20 protein-coding genes are annotated in these 17,781 nt (G+C 62.0%); 9 read left to right on the top strand and 11 right to left on the bottom strand.

All coding sequences use genetic code 11. From position 1 onward, the window contains the following. Positions 1-2: 2 nt before the first annotated feature. Both M0639_RS27900 and M0639_RS27895 read right to left on the bottom strand, forming a co-directional pair. Positions 3-1,082 (bottom strand): PucR family transcriptional regulator, encoded by a 1,080-nt coding sequence (locus M0639_RS27900; protein WP_231915206.1) that lies wholly within the window; start codon positions 1,080-1,082, stop codon positions 3-5. A gap of 9 nt (positions 1,083-1,091) precedes the next feature. After that, positions 1,092-2,063 carry an alpha/beta hydrolase gene (locus tag M0639_RS27895; RefSeq protein ID WP_208721994.1) on the bottom strand — a complete coding sequence of 324 codons (972 nt, stop codon included), beginning with the start codon at positions 2,061-2,063 and terminating at the stop codon, positions 1,092-1,094. Positions 2,064-2,156: 93 nt separating this feature from the next. On the opposite strand from M0639_RS27895, the gene M0639_RS27890 reads away from it, so the two are divergent. The 3 genes from M0639_RS27890 (at position 2,157) to M0639_RS27880 (ending at position 4,618) form a co-directional block, all read left to right on the top strand. Beyond that, positions 2,157-2,750: a hypothetical protein gene (locus M0639_RS27890; protein ID WP_030537406.1), complete on the top strand. Its 594-nt coding sequence runs from the start codon at positions 2,157-2,159 to the stop codon at positions 2,748-2,750. Between the two features lie 161 nt (positions 2,751-2,911). Next, a complete protein-coding gene (locus M0639_RS27885; protein WP_007735729.1) occupies positions 2,912-3,340 on the top strand; it encodes a YciI family protein in 429 nt (142 codons plus the stop codon). A 3-nt stretch (positions 3,341-3,343) separates the two neighbouring features. After that, positions 3,344-4,618 (top strand): RNA polymerase sigma factor, encoded by a 1,275-nt coding sequence (locus M0639_RS27880; RefSeq protein ID WP_058038423.1) that lies wholly within the window; start codon positions 3,344-3,346, stop codon positions 4,616-4,618. Between the two features lie 15 nt (positions 4,619-4,633). On the opposite strand, the gene M0639_RS27875 is transcribed toward M0639_RS27880, so the two are convergent. After that, positions 4,634-5,047 (bottom strand): hypothetical protein, encoded by a 414-nt coding sequence (locus M0639_RS27875; protein ID WP_063315471.1) that lies wholly within the window; start codon positions 5,045-5,047, stop codon positions 4,634-4,636. 154 nt (positions 5,048-5,201) lie between these two features. On the opposite strand from M0639_RS27875, the gene M0639_RS27870 reads away from it, so the two are divergent. The 4 genes from M0639_RS27870 (at position 5,202) to M0639_RS27855 (ending at position 8,539) form a co-directional block, all read left to right on the top strand. Next, positions 5,202-5,372 (top strand): hypothetical protein, encoded by a 171-nt coding sequence (locus M0639_RS27870; protein WP_007735738.1) that lies wholly within the window; start codon positions 5,202-5,204, stop codon positions 5,370-5,372. 58 nt (positions 5,373-5,430) lie between these two features. Beyond that, the gene (locus M0639_RS27865; protein ID WP_007735740.1) at positions 5,431-6,123 is read left to right on the top strand and encodes a TetR/AcrR family transcriptional regulator; all 693 of its coding nucleotides are present in this window, start codon (positions 5,431-5,433) and stop codon (positions 6,121-6,123) included. Between the two features lie 145 nt (positions 6,124-6,268). Beyond that, positions 6,269-7,702: a lipase family protein gene (locus M0639_RS27860; protein ID WP_116057683.1), complete on the top strand. Its 1,434-nt coding sequence runs from the start codon at positions 6,269-6,271 to the stop codon at positions 7,700-7,702. Positions 7,703-7,840: 138 nt separating this feature from the next. Then, entirely contained in the window at positions 7,841-8,539 is a 699-nt protein-coding gene (locus M0639_RS27855) for a type 1 glutamine amidotransferase domain-containing protein (RefSeq protein WP_030537402.1), read from the top strand. Between the two features lie 81 nt (positions 8,540-8,620). Here the strand turns inward: M0639_RS27855 and M0639_RS27850 are convergent, their stop codons facing one another. Genes M0639_RS27850 through M0639_RS27840 form a run of 3 tightly spaced genes read right to left on the bottom strand, consistent with a single transcriptional unit; the run spans position 8,621 to position 11,420 of the window. Further along, positions 8,621-9,925 (bottom strand): HNH endonuclease signature motif containing protein, encoded by a 1,305-nt coding sequence (locus tag M0639_RS27850; protein ID WP_064075092.1) that lies wholly within the window; start codon positions 9,923-9,925, stop codon positions 8,621-8,623. Between the two features lie 59 nt (positions 9,926-9,984). Beyond that, positions 9,985-10,839 (bottom strand): alpha/beta fold hydrolase, encoded by an 855-nt coding sequence (locus M0639_RS27845; protein WP_064075091.1) that lies wholly within the window; start codon positions 10,837-10,839, stop codon positions 9,985-9,987. Continuing rightward, entirely contained in the window at positions 10,836-11,420 is a 585-nt protein-coding gene (locus M0639_RS27840) for a TetR/AcrR family transcriptional regulator (RefSeq protein WP_230587537.1), read from the bottom strand. The genes M0639_RS27845 and M0639_RS27840 overlap by 4 nt, the downstream gene beginning before the upstream one ends. 116 nt (positions 11,421-11,536) lie before the next feature. On the opposite strand from M0639_RS27840, the gene M0639_RS27835 reads away from it, so the two are divergent. After that, positions 11,537-12,970, top strand: coding sequence for an amidase (locus M0639_RS27835; RefSeq protein ID WP_064075090.1), 1,434 nt, complete (start codon positions 11,537-11,539; stop codon positions 12,968-12,970). Here the strand turns inward: M0639_RS27835 and M0639_RS27830 are convergent. Genes M0639_RS27830 through M0639_RS27815 form a run of 4 tightly spaced genes read right to left on the bottom strand, consistent with a single transcriptional unit; the run spans position 12,967 to position 14,939 of the window. Beyond that, positions 12,967-13,602, bottom strand: coding sequence for a DUF5701 family protein (locus M0639_RS27830; protein ID WP_047272329.1), 636 nt, complete (start codon positions 13,600-13,602; stop codon positions 12,967-12,969). The genes M0639_RS27835 and M0639_RS27830 overlap by 4 nt on opposite strands. A 10-nt stretch (positions 13,603-13,612) precedes the next feature. Further along, positions 13,613-14,257 (bottom strand): TetR/AcrR family transcriptional regulator, encoded by a 645-nt coding sequence (locus M0639_RS27825; protein ID WP_064075089.1) that lies wholly within the window; start codon positions 14,255-14,257, stop codon positions 13,613-13,615. Continuing rightward, complete coding sequence (locus tag M0639_RS27820; RefSeq protein ID WP_007730221.1) at positions 14,245-14,508, bottom strand: hypothetical protein; 264 nt, start codon at positions 14,506-14,508, stop codon at positions 14,245-14,247. The genes M0639_RS27825 and M0639_RS27820 overlap by 13 nt, the downstream gene beginning before the upstream one ends. Then, positions 14,505-14,939 carry a hypothetical protein gene (locus M0639_RS27815; RefSeq protein ID WP_054800596.1) on the bottom strand — a complete coding sequence of 145 codons (435 nt, stop codon included), beginning with the start codon at positions 14,937-14,939 and terminating at the stop codon, positions 14,505-14,507. The genes M0639_RS27820 and M0639_RS27815 overlap by 4 nt, the downstream gene beginning before the upstream one ends. A gap of 140 nt (positions 14,940-15,079) precedes the next feature. Here M0639_RS27815 and M0639_RS27810 point away from each other — a divergent pair, with 140 nt between their 5' ends. Continuing rightward, on the top strand, positions 15,080-16,408 hold the full coding sequence (locus M0639_RS27810; protein WP_064075088.1) for a diacylglycerol/lipid kinase family protein: 1,329 nt from the start codon (positions 15,080-15,082) through the stop codon (positions 16,406-16,408). Here M0639_RS27810 and M0639_RS27805 read toward each other — a convergent pair. Further along, a complete protein-coding gene (locus M0639_RS27805) occupies positions 16,389-17,774 on the bottom strand; it encodes an FAD-binding oxidoreductase (RefSeq protein ID WP_064075087.1) in 1,386 nt (461 codons plus the stop codon). The two genes, M0639_RS27810 and M0639_RS27805, sit on opposite strands and share 20 nt — an antisense overlap. Positions 17,775-17,781 lie beyond the last annotated feature (7 nt).

Below are 17,781 nucleotides of genomic sequence, written 5' to 3'. Positions count from 1 at the left end.
TCCTATCCGCCATCGAGGACCAGCATCATGGCCGTTGCGCGTGCTCGGTTCTCGATGGAATCGACGTGGAATCCGACGTGCTGGGACAGTTTCGCCAATCGGTGCGCGACGCTGCTGTGGTGAAGATGCATGGAATCTGCTGCGGCCCTCAAGGTTCCGGACTGCAGGTATGACCTCAAGGTTTCGAGTAGTTCCAACCCCTGTTTGGTGTCGCCGATCTCTTCGGCACGAACCAGATCCGGTATTCGCGAGTGATCGATGTGTGGTCCCGGCGCCAAGAGGTTGAGGGCGCCGAGATCGTCGGCGTTCACGATCGGTGTTGTTGCCGACGCCTGTGCGCGAGCGAATCGTGCAGTGCCGAGTATTGTATTCACTTCGGAAGCGGAAGCAGTCAAAGATATTCCGGCGCGTACGGATGACGACAGTGCGGCCTCGGTCAGCTCGGGTGTCGGTGCGAACGAACCCGCCACGAGATTCAGATACTCGCCGTCAGCGTCTATCCCAACGGCTTTGCCAGGTTTGTAATCTGGCGAAATGACAAGGTGTGCAGCACCTTCGGTCGTGCCTGAGACTGCCTTGGTTGCCATTACACGGACTGGGGTATGGGGTTCGATACCGAGACCGGCGCAGGAGGTGAGCACCGCGAGTTCATCCATCGGGAACAACAGATTTCGAGTGTGCTCGGCTTCGGTAGGCAGGCGTCGCGGTTGCAGAATTATCGCTGCGGTCAGGGCCATCCGGTCGACGAGCATTTCGTCGAGTGGCAAGCTGGCCCCGGGTCGTTCGATCCATACCGTTCCGAGAACCTCGTCGTCTACGGCAATGTTTCTGGTCATGCTCGGTGGGAGCTGAGGATCGGGTGACCATCGGCCGCGCGGATCGCAACGGCGCAAATTCTTCTTGCTTCTGCCGCGCTCGACGATCTCGATACCCACGACGCAGTCCGCCAACTGCGCGCTCGCACGAAGCAAAGACGCGGTGTCGGAGCCGTGCCGCACGAGGGCGTCGAAGTAATCGATGACACGTACCAGGCCTGCCGAGTCTGCATCGAGCTCGGCAAGCCGGTACATCAGTCCTTGCATCTCGCAACGCTACGAGACCGGCGAGAGCGAACGCAACCCTCTCCTGAGCGCAGTGAGGGCTTCGGCGGCACCTCTTTCGCTGACCGCGGCGGTCGCGACCAGTGCCGACCCGTGAAAGGTTCCGGGGAAGGAGTGCAATTCGACGCTGACTCCCGCTTGCAGCAGCCGAAGGGCGTATTCGATTCCTTCGTCGCGGAGCGGGTCGAGTTCCATGGTGGACAGGTAGGTCGGCGGCAGGCCGGTGAGGTCGGTAGCCCGGGACGGCGCAGCGTAAATGGACACGTCAGGATCTTCGGGACCGGAATACGACTCGCCGAGATAGTACTTCCACGACAGGATGGCGTTAGGGCGGTGCCACAAGGGGGTGTCGACGAAGTTCGTCATCGAGACCGTCGCCAGGCGGTCGTCGAGTTCAGGGATTTCGAGGAATTGGAAGGCCACGGGCACAACGCCCTCGTCACGGGCTTTGAGGACAGTGCCTGCGGCCAGTCCACCGCCTGCGCTCTGCCCTCCCACTGCGATGCGGCGTGGATCGACCCCCAGCTCCTCGGCATGGGCGTGGATGTAGAGGAGTGCGGCGTAGCAGTCGTCGACGGGGCCGGGGAAGGGGGTTTCGGGGGCGAGGCGGTACTCCACGTTCGCAACGGCGAATCCGAGTTCCCGCGCCACCTCGACGCAAAATGGATCGCTGGATTCTGCGGTGCCGATTGCGAATCCGCCGCCATGGATCCAGAGCAGAACGGGGACAGGGCCGGCAGTGTTGTCCGGGGTGAAGAAACGAATCGTGACCTCCGGATCGCCGTCCAGGCCGGGTGCCGACAGTTCACGAAGCGAGACTCCGTCGAATGACAGGTCGGCCAACATGGTGCCGACCAGAGCGTCGTAGGTGGCCCGTGCGTTGCGGAGGTCAGCGAAGTCCACCTTCGGGAGCATGGTGAGTGCCGCGGCGAGTTCGGGGTCGAGAGTCGGGAATGTTGTCATGCACCCATCATCGAGCCTGATTGTGTCCTACGTCACCAGCGGCTTGTAGGAAATCGGAGAGTCTCCCTCCGACACCCGTCGGATCTCCCTAGGATGACGCCGGTGGACAGGGTACATCTCGGGGTGGGTTCGAGCGATTCGAATAGTGGGGCACGGATTGGTGGACGACCTCCGCAGGTTTTCGCTGGTCAGGCGATTCTGCGGTCGCACGAGTACCTTCTGACGCTCGAGGCACACACGGCGCCGTGGCTCGGCGTGCGAGAGCTTTCGATCTTCATCCGTCGAGGTTTCTCCATCGGCGATGACGACCTCGAATACCCGGACATCGGGGTTAGGGCAGTCCTGCACTTGCCGTCGTCACGAAGTGCGGAATCGGCGGGCAGCCATGCGGGCCTTGGCAGCGCGGCGTTGATCAGGATTCCATCGGACGACGAGGTGATGCCGTTGGTGTTGATAGCTCCGCAACCGGTGCTCATTCAGAACGAACCGTCCTACGCCGATGCCGTTGAGGCGGATGGACACAGCTTCCTGTTCCAGATCAACGAAGAGGGGTGGCCGGTGGTTGCCGAGTCCCACCCCGATTTCGTAGAGGAGTACCTATTCGGTTACGGGTCGGTGTATTTCTACGGGAGCTCTGACGCGACCGGGCTCGTTCGCGAAGTTGTACCGGGATTTCTCGACTTCTGACCGGCCCGACGGCTCGTCCGCCGATACCGTGGGCAGCGTATCGCGACCGGCGGTTATGTACTCGGAAAAATTGTTGCGGAAGTTTGTCGATCGGTGAGTGCGCCGTTCGACGTGTAAGCAGAGGGATCGAACAGAGCGGTCCACGAACGAAGGAGATTCTCATGAAGTACATGCTGATCATGCGTTCCACCGATGAGGCCATCGAAGCATCCAAAGACATGGACTTCGACGAGATCATCGCCGCGATGGGGCAGTACAACGAGTCCCTGATCAAGGCAGGTGTCTTGCTGGCCGGTGAGGGACTGGCGATGGAGGAGGGATTCATCGTCGATTTCGAGTCCGATCCTCCGCTGGTCTCCGACGGCCCGTACGGGGAGACGAAGGAGTTGTTCTCGGGATTCTGGATCATTCAGACGTCGACCAAAGACGAAGCCTTGGAATGGGCGAAGCGCTGCCCGCTCGGGCCGGGAAGCAAGCTCGAGGTACGCCGCGTGAGCGAGATGTCGGACTTCGATCAGGACAACGAGTACATCCAGAAAGAGGCCGGCTGGCGTGAAGAGCTCGGTACCGATCGTCCGGTCGCAGGCTGAACCATGACCGACGAGGCGGTGCGAGAAGAAACGAGAAAGGCTGTCGACGCGGTCTGGCGTATCGAATCCGCGAAGATTGTCGCCACGTTGACTCGCACCGTCGGAGATCTTGATCTCGCCGAGGATCTGGCCGCGCAGGCTCTGCTCGAAGCCGTCGAGCAGTGGCCCGCGACGGGGGTTCCGAGAAACCCCGCTGCCTGGCTGACATCTGTGGCGACACGACGAGCGATCGACGGGTGGCGACGACGTGAGAGGTTGGACGAGCGCTACGCCCACTTTGCGCGTGAACTCGAGAACGACGCTTCACATTTCGACGACGTCAGCTGGGATCCGGACCGCATCGACGACGATGTCCTTCGCCTGATGTTCATCGCCTGCCATCCCGTGTTGAATCGAAAAGCGCAGGTGGCGTTGACGCTTCGGGTGGTGGGCGGTTTGACCACGGAAGAGATTGCGAAAGCGTTCCTCACACCGACGGCGACGGTGCAGCAGCGGATAGTCCGCGCGAAGAAGGCGCTGACCGCCTCGAAAGCGGTTTTCGAAGTTCCAGGGCGAGAAGAGTTTTCGAGCAGATTGAGCGCGGTCCTCGGAGTGCTGTACCTGGTGTTCAACGAAGGCTATGCAGCCAGTTCCGGGGACGAGTGGATGCGGGCGGAGCTCAGTGCTGAGGCTCTGCGGCTCGCGCGAATACTCGCCGAATTGGTCCCCAGGGAGTCCGAGGTACACGGCCTTGTCGCTTTGATGGAGCTGACAGCCTCGAGATTCGGCGCTCGGACAACCTCGACCGGTGAACCCATCCTGCTGGCTGACCAGGATCGGACGAGGTGGGATCGCCTACAGATCTCGCGTGGGCTTGCCGCGCTGGAACGAGCTGACGCCGTCGGGCGTGGACGAGGCCCGTACGGCCTGCAGGCGGCGATTGCCGAATGTCATGCGCGAGCAGCAACTTTCGAAGACACTGATTGGAAGAAGATAGTCATCCTCTACGAGGCTCTGGCGCAACTGACGCCATCGCCTGTGGTCGACCTCAATCATGCGGCGGCGGTATCCATGGCATACGGTCCTGGCCCTGCGCTCGAATTCGTCGACAAGCTTGTCGCTTCAGGTGAACTGGCCGACTACCACCTGCTTCCCAGCGTTCGGGGGGAGTTGCTCAGTCAGCTCGGCCGATCCGAGGAGGCTAGAACCGAACTCCTCGAAGCGGCTCGGCTGGCCGGGAACGAGCGTGAGCGCGCTGTGCTGGTCGCGAAAGCCGATGCGCTGCTGCCGGATCGGTAGTCACGCGATTGTTAGTCAGGGCTGAGTCGGATCATCATTCGGCACCATGGGCGGCATCCCGACTCCGTAGGGATCGAGCATGTCCGATACACGTCGACCCCACCGTTCATGCGCGGACTGACGGGTAATTCCCGCTGCGCGGCCGATGGTTGACCATGTTGCGCCGAATCTACGCAGGCTCATGACGCTTGCCGTCGAATCGATACCCGCGGCGAGCTGAATCCGGAAACAGGCCAACTGCCACGCCATCTGACGCTGCGCCGGGATGTCGGTGTCCTGTTCTGCCTCCCACTCAGGGCTACCAGGTAAAGGATCTGTTCCGACAATCTTGTCTGCCTGAGTGCCGGCCTCGGTGATCGCGGCGTTGACCGTGGTGATCGCGGCGGTCTCGATCTTCGCAGTCAGGGCGCGTTCGATCAGGTCTTCCATGAAAAGTTCTCCTTTCGTCAGGACTAGCCTGACAGGCGCTGTTGAATTCTGTCAAGAATCCCCTGACAGACTTTGAGTTTAATTAATGCACGATTTATTTGTGTACTATCTAAATAGTCTCCGGTTCTGTTGACCGTCGTCGAAGGGGTTGCTGGTGAAAATCGTGGTTTTGTCGTTCCTGGTGGCATTGACTTTGATGACGGTCGGGATCATCGCCGCGCGCAACCGCAGCACTCGACCTGCCGTGACCGGGGCAGTTACTGCGGCGTCAACGGTTCTCGCTGCCGCCTGGACACTTTTTGCCGTGGCCTTCGTATTGGCCTGATCGTGCTGCAGTGCCGATGCGCCGGTAGTGGTGGTGAAGGAACTTCGCAGCAGGTCAGATGCGTTTTGTGTGCGGCGCGATGCCGCATACTCTGGCAGACGTGGCAATCGCTGAAACGGACAGAAATTACGGCGGAAGGTCGGTCGCGGCTCGCAAGGCCGAACGCCGTTCCCTCTTTTTGAATGCTGCTCTCAGCGTGTTTGCAGACCAGGGGTATGCCGGAAGTTCGGTGGCGGATATCTGCGCGTCCGCGAGTCTGGCCAGAAGGCAGTTCTACGACGAGTTCGGTAGTCGCGAGGATCTACTCCTCGCGCTGTACGACCAGATCCAACTCGACGCCAGAATTGCAATGGTCGACGCACTCGATGCAGAGCCTTCGGTCAATCTCCGTGACAAGGCAGCGACGGCCATGGCCGCCTTCGTCGAGTCGGTCGGAAGTGACCCACGACGCGCACACGTTGCCTTCATCGACGTCGTAGGTGTCAGTCCCCGGGTGGAAAAGCATCGTGTGGACCAACGTTCGGTCTGGGCAACATTTTTCGAGTCGATCATCAAAGGGATCGTGGGCGAAGATTACGAACCGCCGGGTGGTTACCGGTGGGCGTCCACCGCCTTCATCGGCGCGCTTACCGCGCTGGTGCACCAGTGGAGCACTGCGGAGCCTCGTCCTCCCGTGTCGGTACTGGTCGATCTGATGACGGTGCTCTTGAATGCGTTGATCGACGACGCGCCCCTTCACGCCGACGAATAGGTCACGAACACCAGGGGATTGTAATCCGGCCCACAACGCTCTACTCTCGTCCTCAATGTGTTAGACACTCGCATCTAACTTGTGTGCTCGTGATGAGAACTGCGGCAACACAAGGCAATCTGTGCTTTTCCGGGGAGGAATTGGTATGGGACGACGCTGGACAACTGACCGACAACGCGGGGGCCTCGCAATTGCCGTGATTGCAGTAATCGGGCAGATCGGACTTTCGGCACCTGCCTCAGCGGCACCGGACGAAGGTGTTCCCGCCCAAATTCAGGTCCAGCCTGCCCTGCCGCCTGCGGTTGCACCGCCTTTGCCTGAACTGGACCAGGCCTTCTATGAACCGCCTGTCGAGGTCGTCGAATCCAAGCAACCGGGTGAGATCATCGCCGCTCGTGCGGTGAATCTCGGTACTCTCAACCTGATTCCGACCAACGTGGATGCGTGGCAGATCTCGTATCGATCCAATAATGCTGCGGGCGAGGCAATTCCTGCTGTCACCACAGTGATCAAGCCGCGTGGCGACACTCGCGATGGGGGCCCGCGCCCGCTGCTGTCCTTTCAGATGGCAGAGGATTCACTCGGAAACTACTGCGCACCTTCGTATGTCATGCAGCAAGGCGCGTTGCCGTGGCTGGTGACGGGCGCTGCGACCGGTGGGGCTCAATTCCTCGAAGTGCAGGCGGCACTGGCGCAGGGTTGGGCATTGTCGGTGCCCGATCATCAGGGACCCAATTCTTCCTTCGCCTCCGGCCCCGTCGCGGCCCGGATCACGCTCGACGGTATCCGTGCTGCTGAGAACTTCGAACCCATGGAGCTACAAGGGCGGTCAACTCGCGTAGGGCTGCTCGGCTACTCGGGTGGATCGATTCCTACCGGTCACGCAGCTGAAATACGGCAGGCGTACGCGCCGGAACTGAATATCGTCGGAGTCGCCGAAGGTGGTGTTGCCGCGGATCTCGGCGCTTTGCTCGACAATGCCAACAACGCTCTAGGGGCCGGGATCGTCGCTGCCGGTGTAATCGGAGTGAGCCGAGAAGATCCTGAACTTGCAGGCTTCATCGATCAGCACATAAACCCTGCCGGCCGAGCGCTTTTCGCTGCCAAGGACAACCTGTGCATGCTCTGGACGTCGGCTGCAGTGCCCTTCCTCAATATCAAGGGCTTCCTCGATGTCCCGGGAGATCCCGTCCAACACCCCACGGTGAGAGCTGCGCTCTCCCGAGCTGCCATGGGTAAGTCTGTTCCTGACGTGCCGATGTACATTTATCAGTCGAATCCCGACTGGTTGGTGCCTGTTGGCCCGGTGAACAAACTTGTCGATACCTATTGCCAAGATCCTTCTGCGAGTGTCGTTTACACCAGAGACCACTTCAGTGAGCACGTCAGCATGGAAGTCGTCGCATTGCCGAGTGCTCTACTGTGGCTTCGTGATCGGTTCGCTGGTGTGCCTGCTCAGCAGGGATGCAGCACCTTCGACGCTGGATCCATGGCGCTTGATCAGAGGACCTGGCCAGTCTGGGTGGATGCGGTTGGTGAACTCGTCGCAGGACTGTTCGGCAAGCCGATCGGGACCTGACGGGTGACGTGATTCTGCGGTGGTGAGGAATTCTCACAAGGGCAGCGTGTTGCACTGACTGGACGTTATTTCATTGATCGGGCCTTGAAGATGGTGTCTTGTCACCAATGGGTTCCTTTACCGACGAAAGGTTGCGCGATGACAAAGCTGTTGTTTGCGGTCACTTCTGCAGATCACTGGACGCTGAAGGACGGAACACCCCACCCGACCGGGTACTGGGCGGAAGAACTGGTCGAGGCGCATCGCGTTTTCGTCGACGCCGGCTACGAGATCGTGATCGCGACGCCTGGCGGTAAAGCTCCCGTTGTGGACGAGGGAAGCCTGGCGCCCGAGGTGAACGGCGGGCAAGAAGGCGCCGACCGTATGCGCAAGTACATCGCCGATCTGCAGCCGGTGCTCGATTCGCCGGAGATTCTGGAGAACGCCGATGCTGCCGATTACGACGTGGTCTTTGTACCGGGTGGGCACGGACCGATGGAGGATCTTGCGGTGTCGGCATCCTTCGGTGAGCTTCTCGTGAACTTCTTGGACGCGGACAAGGTGGTCTCGGCGGTGTGTCACGCGCCGGCGGCACTCCTGCCGGCCCAGAGACCCGATGGAAGCTGGCTGTTCGACGGCTATCAGCTGACCGCGTTCACCAACGAGGAGGAGACGCAGGCTGGTCTGGCGGACAAGGCTCCGTGGCTGCTCGAAACTCGCCTACGCGAATTGGGCGGCAAATTCTCGAAGGCTGAGGCGTGGTCGCCTTATGTCGTGGTGGACCGCAAGCTCTACACCGGTCAGAATCCGGCGTCGTCACGGCCTCTCGCCGAGCGGATTGTCGCCGACTTGGGCTGAGCATGTCTTTTGGCGCCGCATCGAGGTCTCCTCGATGCGGCGCTGGTCCGTGTTCTGTTGTCGCCGAGGAGGTTTGACCTCTCAGGTTTTGAAGGTGGTGTTCGCCGGTCGCGGGTGCTGCCCGGGGTCGATCGAGGGTGGCGGGACGAACCAGGGTTTGTTGTCGGCGCCGATTCGGATCACCCATTTCCCGACGAACCCTGATTTCCGGTGCATCAACCGATGATGTGAACGGCACAGCAGGACCAGGTTGTTCATCACCGTCGGGCCACCGTTCGCCCAGTGCTTAATATGGTGCGCATCCGTCCAGGCAGGCACACATGAACACCCCGGGAACGCGCAGCCCCTGTCTCGGGCGATCAACGCCACTCGCTGTTCGGCGGTGACCAACCTCTTTCCTGGTTTCGCATCCAAGGGCGCGCCGTGACTGTCGAGCAGGACGGTGGAGAGGAAACAATCACATCCGAGGAGTCGGGTCTGCGACACCGAGAGTGGTCCGAGCCAGGGCATGTGCCCGACATCAAGATCCGACACAGCCATTCCACCACCATCGGGCGAGGGTGTGGCGGCGCAGTCTCGGTGCTCAGCGAGATCACGGGCGTTGATGTGCACGTTCACGTGCGGGCGCTGACCACCGTCGGTGCCGGTTTTGGCGCAGTCGAGGTACCGGCGGATCAGTTCGGTGAACCCGTCGGCCATCCGCTTGGCCGCCGACCGAGAATCCGGGGTTCCGTCCGGTGCCGGGGTCGGCATCGTCAAATTCGACAACGCCGACAACAACATTTCACCGGTGAGGGCATCGAAATCACCACGCACCACCACCCGACCGTTCAACGTCGACGCGATCCGCAACTCATTGAGATCGACATCCTCGGCGGGCGGGATCTCATCGGATTCGAACAACCGCTCCAAGGTCGCGATCACGTTCCGCACCTTCGTGGTCGTCGCCTCCACACCCGACGCAGCAGCCAACAACAGGTCGATGCACTTCGGGAGTGCTTCCTCCGGCATGCCTTTAGGTGGTGATTCACAGAACGCCACGATCAACACGGCGTGCTCGAAGGAGCAATCCCCGCAATCGAACCGAGCCGCCACCGCAGGAAACGGCCGCAAAGCTGCACCCAACGCGGCGATCTTCTTCCCGTCCCGAACCTGCAGCATCGTGTTGGCCGCCAACCAGGACCCCACACCGCGGCTGGCAATCACCTGATCATCCGGGCGCAACGACAACTCGTCCACCACCGCCACACGAACCGCCTCGAGGCGCAGAATCTCCGCACTCGCCGACACCGCAGCAGCGCGCAACTCAGCAGCAGACAACTGCCACAACCGTCCGCGTAACCCCACCGCAGAACCAGACACCACATCCGACAACAAGACACTCATTGAATCCCCCGATCCCCTCCCCAAAGGGTACTCGAACACGCGTTCGAGTCAAGAGGGAATTAGGCGAGGGCGCGAAGGAGTGGAGTGGGGTCGGCGACGACGAACAGATGGCCGCCTCCGTTGATCTCTTCGAAGCGAGAGTCGGGAATCAACGAGTGTGCCCAGCGGGCTACTTCGATGGGTACGTTTCCGTCGTCGGTTCCGTGTAGGAAAACCGTTGGTACCGAGATCGATTGGAAGAGTCCAGGCATCTCGTGGCGATACCGAGCCAAGTCGACAACCCCTGCGGATCCGCCCTGTGCGATCCCTTCGGATGAATCCAACTGGAGAGCGGGGCGATGTACCTCGTCGGTCATGACGGCCTGATCGGCGGCCGGCCAGATCGAGACTGAGTCGCTGCGTAGCTTGGAGAACACTCCGGTTCCTGCGAGCATTGCGCCGGCCACACGGGGAGCCCAGTTGGCGGCAAAGTACAACGCAGATACCAGTTTTATTCTGCGTCGCAAAGTATTTCGCGGTGCCCCGGGGATCATGGCGCACGCCAGCACCAGTTTCGAGACTCGTTCGGGAACGGCTGCAGCGACTGCGAGCGCGTAACCGCCGCCTCCGGAGAAACCCATCAGTGTGGCCGAGCCCAACTCGAGGTGATCGACCAGGGTGACGAAGTCGTCGTCCCAGGAATGAAATCCCTTGTCCGTGTACGGATCCGTGCGTCCGAAGCCGGGTCGATCGGGGACTATCAGCCGTATGCCAGCCGTCGAAGACGCGTTGTGGAGTGAGAGCCCTTCGTATCGGCTGCCAGGTGATCCGTGGGCCACGACTACCGGGTGGCCAGTCGGATCGCCGTACTCGCAGAATGCGATACGACGCCCCGACGCGTCGCGAATTTCGGTTGTGGTCACGCTGCTCGTCATGGTGTGGTTCCTTGCTGCGCGATCGACGCCACACCGTCCAGGATGAGGGCGACTCCGAACTCGAACCTTCGGGTGGGATCGTGATGAAGTGCGAACACCGATGCCTCGCGTCGATCGGCAGGTGCGCTGTCGAAAGCGCCGCGTCCCAATTGAATTGCGACGTGTCCGGTGACGAAATCATGCAGCGCGCCGTATGCGTACGTGGCCTGCTCGTCCTCGAGGCCGGCCAAGGAAAGGGCGCTCACGACTCGGTGGGCGGTATCGTCGGCCCCGGGTGCTTCCAGTGATGCCTGCCGATGGGCTTCCAGGACCAGGGGATGGCGCATCAGGAGGTCGTGGAGGCCGTAGGCGAATGTGCGGGCAACCCCGCGCCAGTCGGTCGGCCAGTCGATCGACGAGACGGCTTCGCCTACGAGAGTCGAGATCAGATCTCGCCTCAAGGCGTCGATGCCGCCGGTTGTGCGGTGGACGGACATCGGCGATATGCCGAGTCGTTCGGCGAGCACTCGAAATGACACCGCATCCAGGCCGTCCGTATCGGCGATCTCTGCCGCGGCATCAAGAATCTGTCTGTGACTCAATGCTTTTGGTCGACCAGCCCTTGCAGAGCTGGTGGATTCGGATACCATGCTGACAACAATAGCGATACGCGTATCGAAATTACAAGTGTCCATCGACCTCCAAGGAGCGCTGCCCGATGACCGATCTCCATCAACTGTCCGCCGTCGAACTTGCCGGTGTGATCGCCGCCAAGCAGGTCTCGATTCCCGAAGTCACCAGGTACTTCGTCGACCGTGCGACCACTGCCGATGACGTCGGCGCCTTCACGACGATCGCCGGGGAGCACGCTGTCGCCCTCGCCGAACAAGCGCAGCGCAGGTTGGACGAGCGGGACGCCGGGCCCCTTCCGCGTCTGTTCGGCGTTCCGACGGCAATCAAAGACCTCGACGCAACGCGCGGCATTCGCACGACCTTCGGATCGGCGCTCTTTCGCGACTTCGTGCCGGACGCTGACGACGAGATCGTCGAGGCGATCCGAGAAGGTGGGTTGATCGACATCGGTAAGACGACGGTGCCCGAGTTCGGGGCAGCCTGTTACACCGAGCCGGAAGTCGCTCCGCCTGCTCGCAGTCCGTTCGATCGCACACGGAGTGCCGCCGGTAGCAGTGGCGGCGCTGCTGCCGCCGTCGGCGCTGGTCTGGTGCCGTTTGCGCAGGGAAGTGACACCGCCGGTTCGTTGCGTTCGCCGGCAAGTACGTGCGGAGTGGTGGGCCTCAAGCCGAGCCGCGGTTTGATCACGATGGGCGTGGCGGGGCATGACAACTTCGGATTTGCGAGCAAGGGGCCGATCGCCCGGACAGTTCGCGATACCGCTGCGCTGCTGGACGTTCTGGCGACGCGACCTGGCGCCGGAACTATCCACCCGTCTCGGCCGAAGTCGTTCGAAGAGTTCGTCGTACAGGCTGGGGGAGTTCGGGCTCGCCCCTTGACCGTCGCTCTTGCTCACGGATCGGTCTCCGGCGGAGCCGTGGATGCGCAGCTCTCGGCTGCTGTATCGAAGGTTGGGTCTGTGCTGGAGGGTCTGGGCCACAACGTGTTCGAGCGACCGCAGGCTCGCGATGACATTTTCATCGATGCTTTCGTCAAGATGTTCTCGTCTTTGGCGGGAACCAAGCCGATCCCGGAGGAGTACGAACACCTTCTGCGTCCGATAGTGCAGCACTTGCGAGTTCAAGCAAACCAGGTGTCTTCGGGTGAGCTGGCCGCGGCAATCGGTATTGTTCAGGCCTGGGCGCGGCGATGGAGTCTCGACTACGCCGACGCCGACCTTGTTGTCACTCCGACTGTGACGAAGCCGCCGCTTGCGATCGGGGAGTTGCGCAACGACGAAGACCCCGCGACCGAACTGATCGACATGGTCGCTTTCACCGGAAACACCGTCGTCGCCAATGCAACCGGTTTCCCGTCGATCAGTCTGCCACTCGGTTGGACGGAAGACGGCGTTCCACTCGGCGTGATGATCTCGGCGAAATGGGGTTGCGACGCGGAATTACTCTCTGCCGCTGCAATGCTCGAGGCCGAGATGCCGTGGAAGGATCGGTACCGATTCGACCGCGCAACCGTGCTCTAGTTCGGGAGCGGTACCCGGTCGCTCGCCGATGCGAACCCCAACCACGTGTGGCGGTTACCCCACCAGCACCACCCGACTTTCGGGGCGTTGCGGTTGTCTTTGCCGTCGCGACCGGTTCCGTTGCTGATCCACACGGCGGGAGTTCTGGTGTCGAAGGATCCGTCAGGTTTGCGCAGTCGGGAGCCGATGGTCATGAAACACTTTCCGCGTTCGAGAATGTCGGGGCGCTGCAACAGCCAGTGGATGCCTTCGGTAAGCGTCAGCGGCGTACGGTGTGCGTCGACGATTGCGGGCAATGCTTCGTCCGGGCTCCAGTTGGCCAGGTGATCCCCGCGGTCGACTCCACTGAGCAGATGTAATGAGCTTTCGGGCAGCGTTGCCTGCTCGGTGGGGGCGAACAAATCGACGTCCGCCATGTCGACGACTATGAATCCGCGCTTGTTCTCGAGCTCGAGCAGCGGAGTCAGAACTGAAGCCGGAGCCAGTTTTTCGTGCACGGTGAGTAGTCCGACATCACCGTGCCCGGTTGCGGCCTCCCTGACATCGCCGGCAGAAAGTCCGGCCATCTCGTGAACACCGAGTTCGATCAATCGCTCGGCCTGCTGATCGATGGGCGGGAGGTCGAAATGCATACCTGCGATCCTACCGATCGTGAGCAGAGCGATCGGAGGGTTCGGCCGCGGGGGAAGCCGGCCACGCAACGCCCAACGCGCGCATGATGAACGGGACGGTGGTCGCTACGACGGCGTCCACTCGGTCGCCGGCCATGAGCATCGGGCGTCGGCTTTCCACGCAGGCGAGGATGAGTTGCGCGGATGCGGCAGCATCGGAATCGACAAAGACACCGGCGTCGACACCTTCCTGGACGACCTGTTCGACCAGAACCGACAGCGGGACAATATGTTCGAGGAAACTTTCGCGATCCTGCGCTGACAACAATTCGACCAACGCGATTCCTGTGAATCGTTGCAGTGAGAACTCGACGAGTGTCAGTTTGACGAGGATTTCGAGTCGGTCCACAGGATTCTCGCGGTCCGCGAGTTCACGCTCGGCCAGGAGTAGGAATCTGTCCATCTCGCGTGTGGACCAGGCGAGCAGCAACGCGGATTTGTCGGGGAAGTAGTTGTACACCGCTGTCCGCGAGACGCCGGCCGCCTGGGCCACCGTCTGCAGCTTCACGTTTTGCCAGCCTTGCTCGTGAAGTTCGCGAATGAATGCGTCCAACATGGCTTCTCGGGTGGCGATTTTGTGCTCTGCGGTTGTCGCACCACCGGTCAACTTCGGCATGGTCGATCCTCCTGGGTCTGATTCACGGTCACGGGGAGGTCGAACAGGTCCGCAACAAGGCGCGGATCACCTTGCCACATCGAGACGGGTGCGAGCATCATCTGCTGCGCGATCGAGCGTACGGATCGGCAGACCTCTTGTTCTTCGGCGAGTGTGAGCGTCGTGCGTTTGCGCAATCGCTCCATCTCCGCGGTAGTGAGATCAGTGATCCATTCCTCAGCTGCAAGCGAGAGGGGTGAATCCGGTGTCACGACCGATCCAACTCGGCACTGGAGAACCGCGAAGTCATCACGGACAGCGTGATGACGGCGACGACCGAGACGGCGTGTGCCGCCGCCAGCCAGAGCGACTCGGGTGCATGTTTGTGAAGGGTGGGCGCCATCAGCATGGCCATGAGGAGGGCGAGACTCGACAACATCGCGGGACCGTTGGGGCGGCCGACAAGCAGGCCGACCAGAAGAACGAGCGCGACGACGCTGCACGCCACATCTACAGGCGGGTACGTGGCCGGAACGGTTCCGCTGACAGTGTCGGTGAAGTTCAGCCCGATCGACACCAACTGTGCGAGACCTGTCGCGCCGGCCAACCAGGCCGTCCAACGCAGTCCGTGGAGTCCGGCTTTCCGAATGCCGGGCAGGGTTCCTTCGGCGGATTCCCACGCTTCGGACGTCGGTGTTGTCACGGCTACTCCTTTTTATGACGAGGTGTCGTCATAAAGTAGCAGTGCGCGATCGCGAGATTCTTGCCGGTAGGTGACTGGCCTGCTTCGAAGGGATAGCGTCGAAGTACCGGCCGAAATGACAATCGCGGGGAGGTGGCTCGATGACGACCTCTGCCCACACGGATCGGCCCTCGTCGAAACAGAGTTGGTTGGCGCGCGCAGCCTTCGCGGCCCTGGTTCTTGCAGTCGCGGTGCTCCTGATCTTCGCCGGACTGAAAACCTTGACCATGCTGATCCTGGGAATCGGTGGGGTGGTCGTGTGCGTCGTAGCCGTGTACTGGTTTCTGACCACCCGCGGATTCCTCCGCTGGCTCTCGTTGGCCGTGGCGGTTCTGACGCCGATCGTGGTGCTCACCTTCCTGGTCCGAGAACGCCTCCTGTGGGTGGTGCTCCTTGCGATCGGGTTGTTCGTCGTAGCCGGTATCTTCGCTCGCACCGCCTTGGAGGGGGAGGAGAAGGAATTGCCGGTTGTCGAGCGAACTGCACCGCCGCCCGTCAAACCGTTCTTCGTGATGAACCCGAACTCCGGCGGTGGCAAGGTCGAGAAGTTCGACTTGAAACGCAAGGCCGAGGAACGGGGGGCCACGGTCGCACTGCTCGAGGGGCCCGAGAAGATCGACGTGACGGCCTTGGCCAGGCAGGCGGTCGCGGACGGCGCCGACCTACTCGGTGTTGCCGGTGGCGACGGAACGCAGGCACTGGTTGCTGCTGTCGCGGCCGAACACGACCTGCCCTTCCTCGTCGTCAGCGCGGGAACGCGCAACCACTTCGCCGCGGATCTGGGGCTCGATCTCGAGGATCCATCTCGGTGCCTCGACGCGCTCGTCGACGGCGTCGAGGTCACGGTGGATCTGGGAAATGTCGGCGGTCGAACTTTCGTCAACAACGCATCGTTCGGGGCGTACGCCGAGGTAGTCCAGAGTCCGGAGTACCGCGACGCCAAGACCAGCACCTTCTTGCAGATGCTCCCGGATCTCCTCGCCGGACGTGCCGGAGCGGTGCTGACCGCGCGCTCCCCGAGCGTGTCCGCGGTGGGTCCACAGGCTGTGCTGGTCAGCAACGGCCCGTACGAGATGAACGACCTGGCGGGGCTCGGTCATCGGCCGCGATTGGACCGGGGCACTCTCGGAATCGTCGCGATCTCCGTCAGCAGTGCACGTCAGGCCATCGGGTTGCTCCATCGGGCGCATCAACACGGTCTGGCTCAGGGCACCGGATTCGAGGTGATCGTCGACGCCGACACCGACGAGATTCCGGTCGGCGTCGACGGCGAGGCGCTGGTGATGCCAACTCCGGTCAGATGCACGGTCAGTCCGCAGGCGCTGAGGGTCAGAGTCCCCCGAGATCGACCGGGTATCCGTCGCCCCCGGCACGCCTGGGATCTGGTCCGGTTGCGAGAGTTGGCGAAGTTCAGGAGATCCGGCGCATGACCTGACCGACGGCCAGAACTCCCTGTGGATCATGCGTGTCCGCCAAAGCGCTCAGCCAGTGAGCGGTGTCCTCGTCGTAGGTGCGGGCGATCTTCTCCGGGTCGACGCTCGGCGCGAAGTTGGGCAGTGCATGCCCGTTCGTCCATGGCGCCATCGTTCGTCCGAGAGTCTCGGCGTGCGGGACTACCGCGTCGACCATCGGTGGGGCAAGAACTCCGACGGTGAACAGCGAGAAGGCAGCGTCACGATGGCAGAAGGCGCTGCGGTGCTCAGGTTCCCGTGCGAGGGCGCCCCCGAGGAGACGTAATTCGACGACGGTTTGGGGTGAACCGGATCCGGGGCCGGCAGCGGCGAGCAGTGCGTCGACGGCCTCGTGTGACAGCTCGTTGGTCAATGCCGTGGATTCGTGCGTCGGCATCGGGTCGACGGGATCGGCGTGCACTGCCCCGAGGGCGGCATAAGGCAGCACACCGACTGCGTCGATCAAGGGTGTTGCGATTGAACGGATTCGGTCGATCAGTGACTTGGCATCGGATTCCTCGGCAAGACTTGCGAATCTGACCGCGACGGTGAGCCTGCCGGCCAGCGGCGGCGGAACCTGTGGAAGGGGTGGAAGTTGCAGAAAGGCAAGAGAGGTCGAGCTGTGCTCAGGCAGGTCGGCGCCCCAGTCCAGCCAGGCGTGCGCGACCGCGCTTGCATCTGCGCCGTCGAAATAGAGTGCACCGCCGTAGAAGTGGGTGACAGGTAGTAGGTCGATCTCGATGGCTGTGACAATGCCCAGTGTGGCCTTGCCGCCGCGTAGCCCCCAGAACAATTCGGCATGTTCGTCGGGGGTGACATGAATGAGTTCGCCACTGCCGGTGACGATGTCGAACGAACGAACGTGATCCGACGACAGCCCGTACGTGCGCACCAACGGGCCGATGCCGGCGCCGGTGAGGAAGCCGGCGACTCCGACAGTGGGTGAAGAACCGGCCAGTGGCGCCAAGCCGTGGGGTGCGGCAGCGTCGATGACGTCCTGCCAGATCAAGCCCGCGCCGATTCGGGCAGTGCGGTTTTCGGGGTCGACGACGCACTCCGTGAGCCTGCCGGTGTGGACGAGGAGAACGTCACTGCCGAGAGGGACCGCGCCGTGGCCGGTGCGCTGAACACCGACGCGCAGACCCAACTTCGCCGCGAATCGCACCGTTGCGGCAATGTCTTGCGCGCTCTCGACTGCCACCACAGCGCCAGGCGCGACGGGAACCGCTGCATTCCACGGAATCGCCAACTCGTATCCCGTTTCGCCAGGCAGGGAAACGGAGCCGGTCACCTCTGCGCGCAGTGATTCGACCGCGGCGTCGAGCGTGGGGGTTTGAAGGTTCATGGTCTTC

The organism is Rhodococcus qingshengii JCM 15477 (assembly GCF_023221595.1).
GTDB lineage: Bacteria > Actinomycetota > Actinomycetes > Mycobacteriales > Mycobacteriaceae > Rhodococcus_F > Rhodococcus_F qingshengii.
The sequence above is the reverse complement of the archived record's forward strand: the minus strand, read 5'-3'. Positions and strand labels throughout refer to the sequence as shown.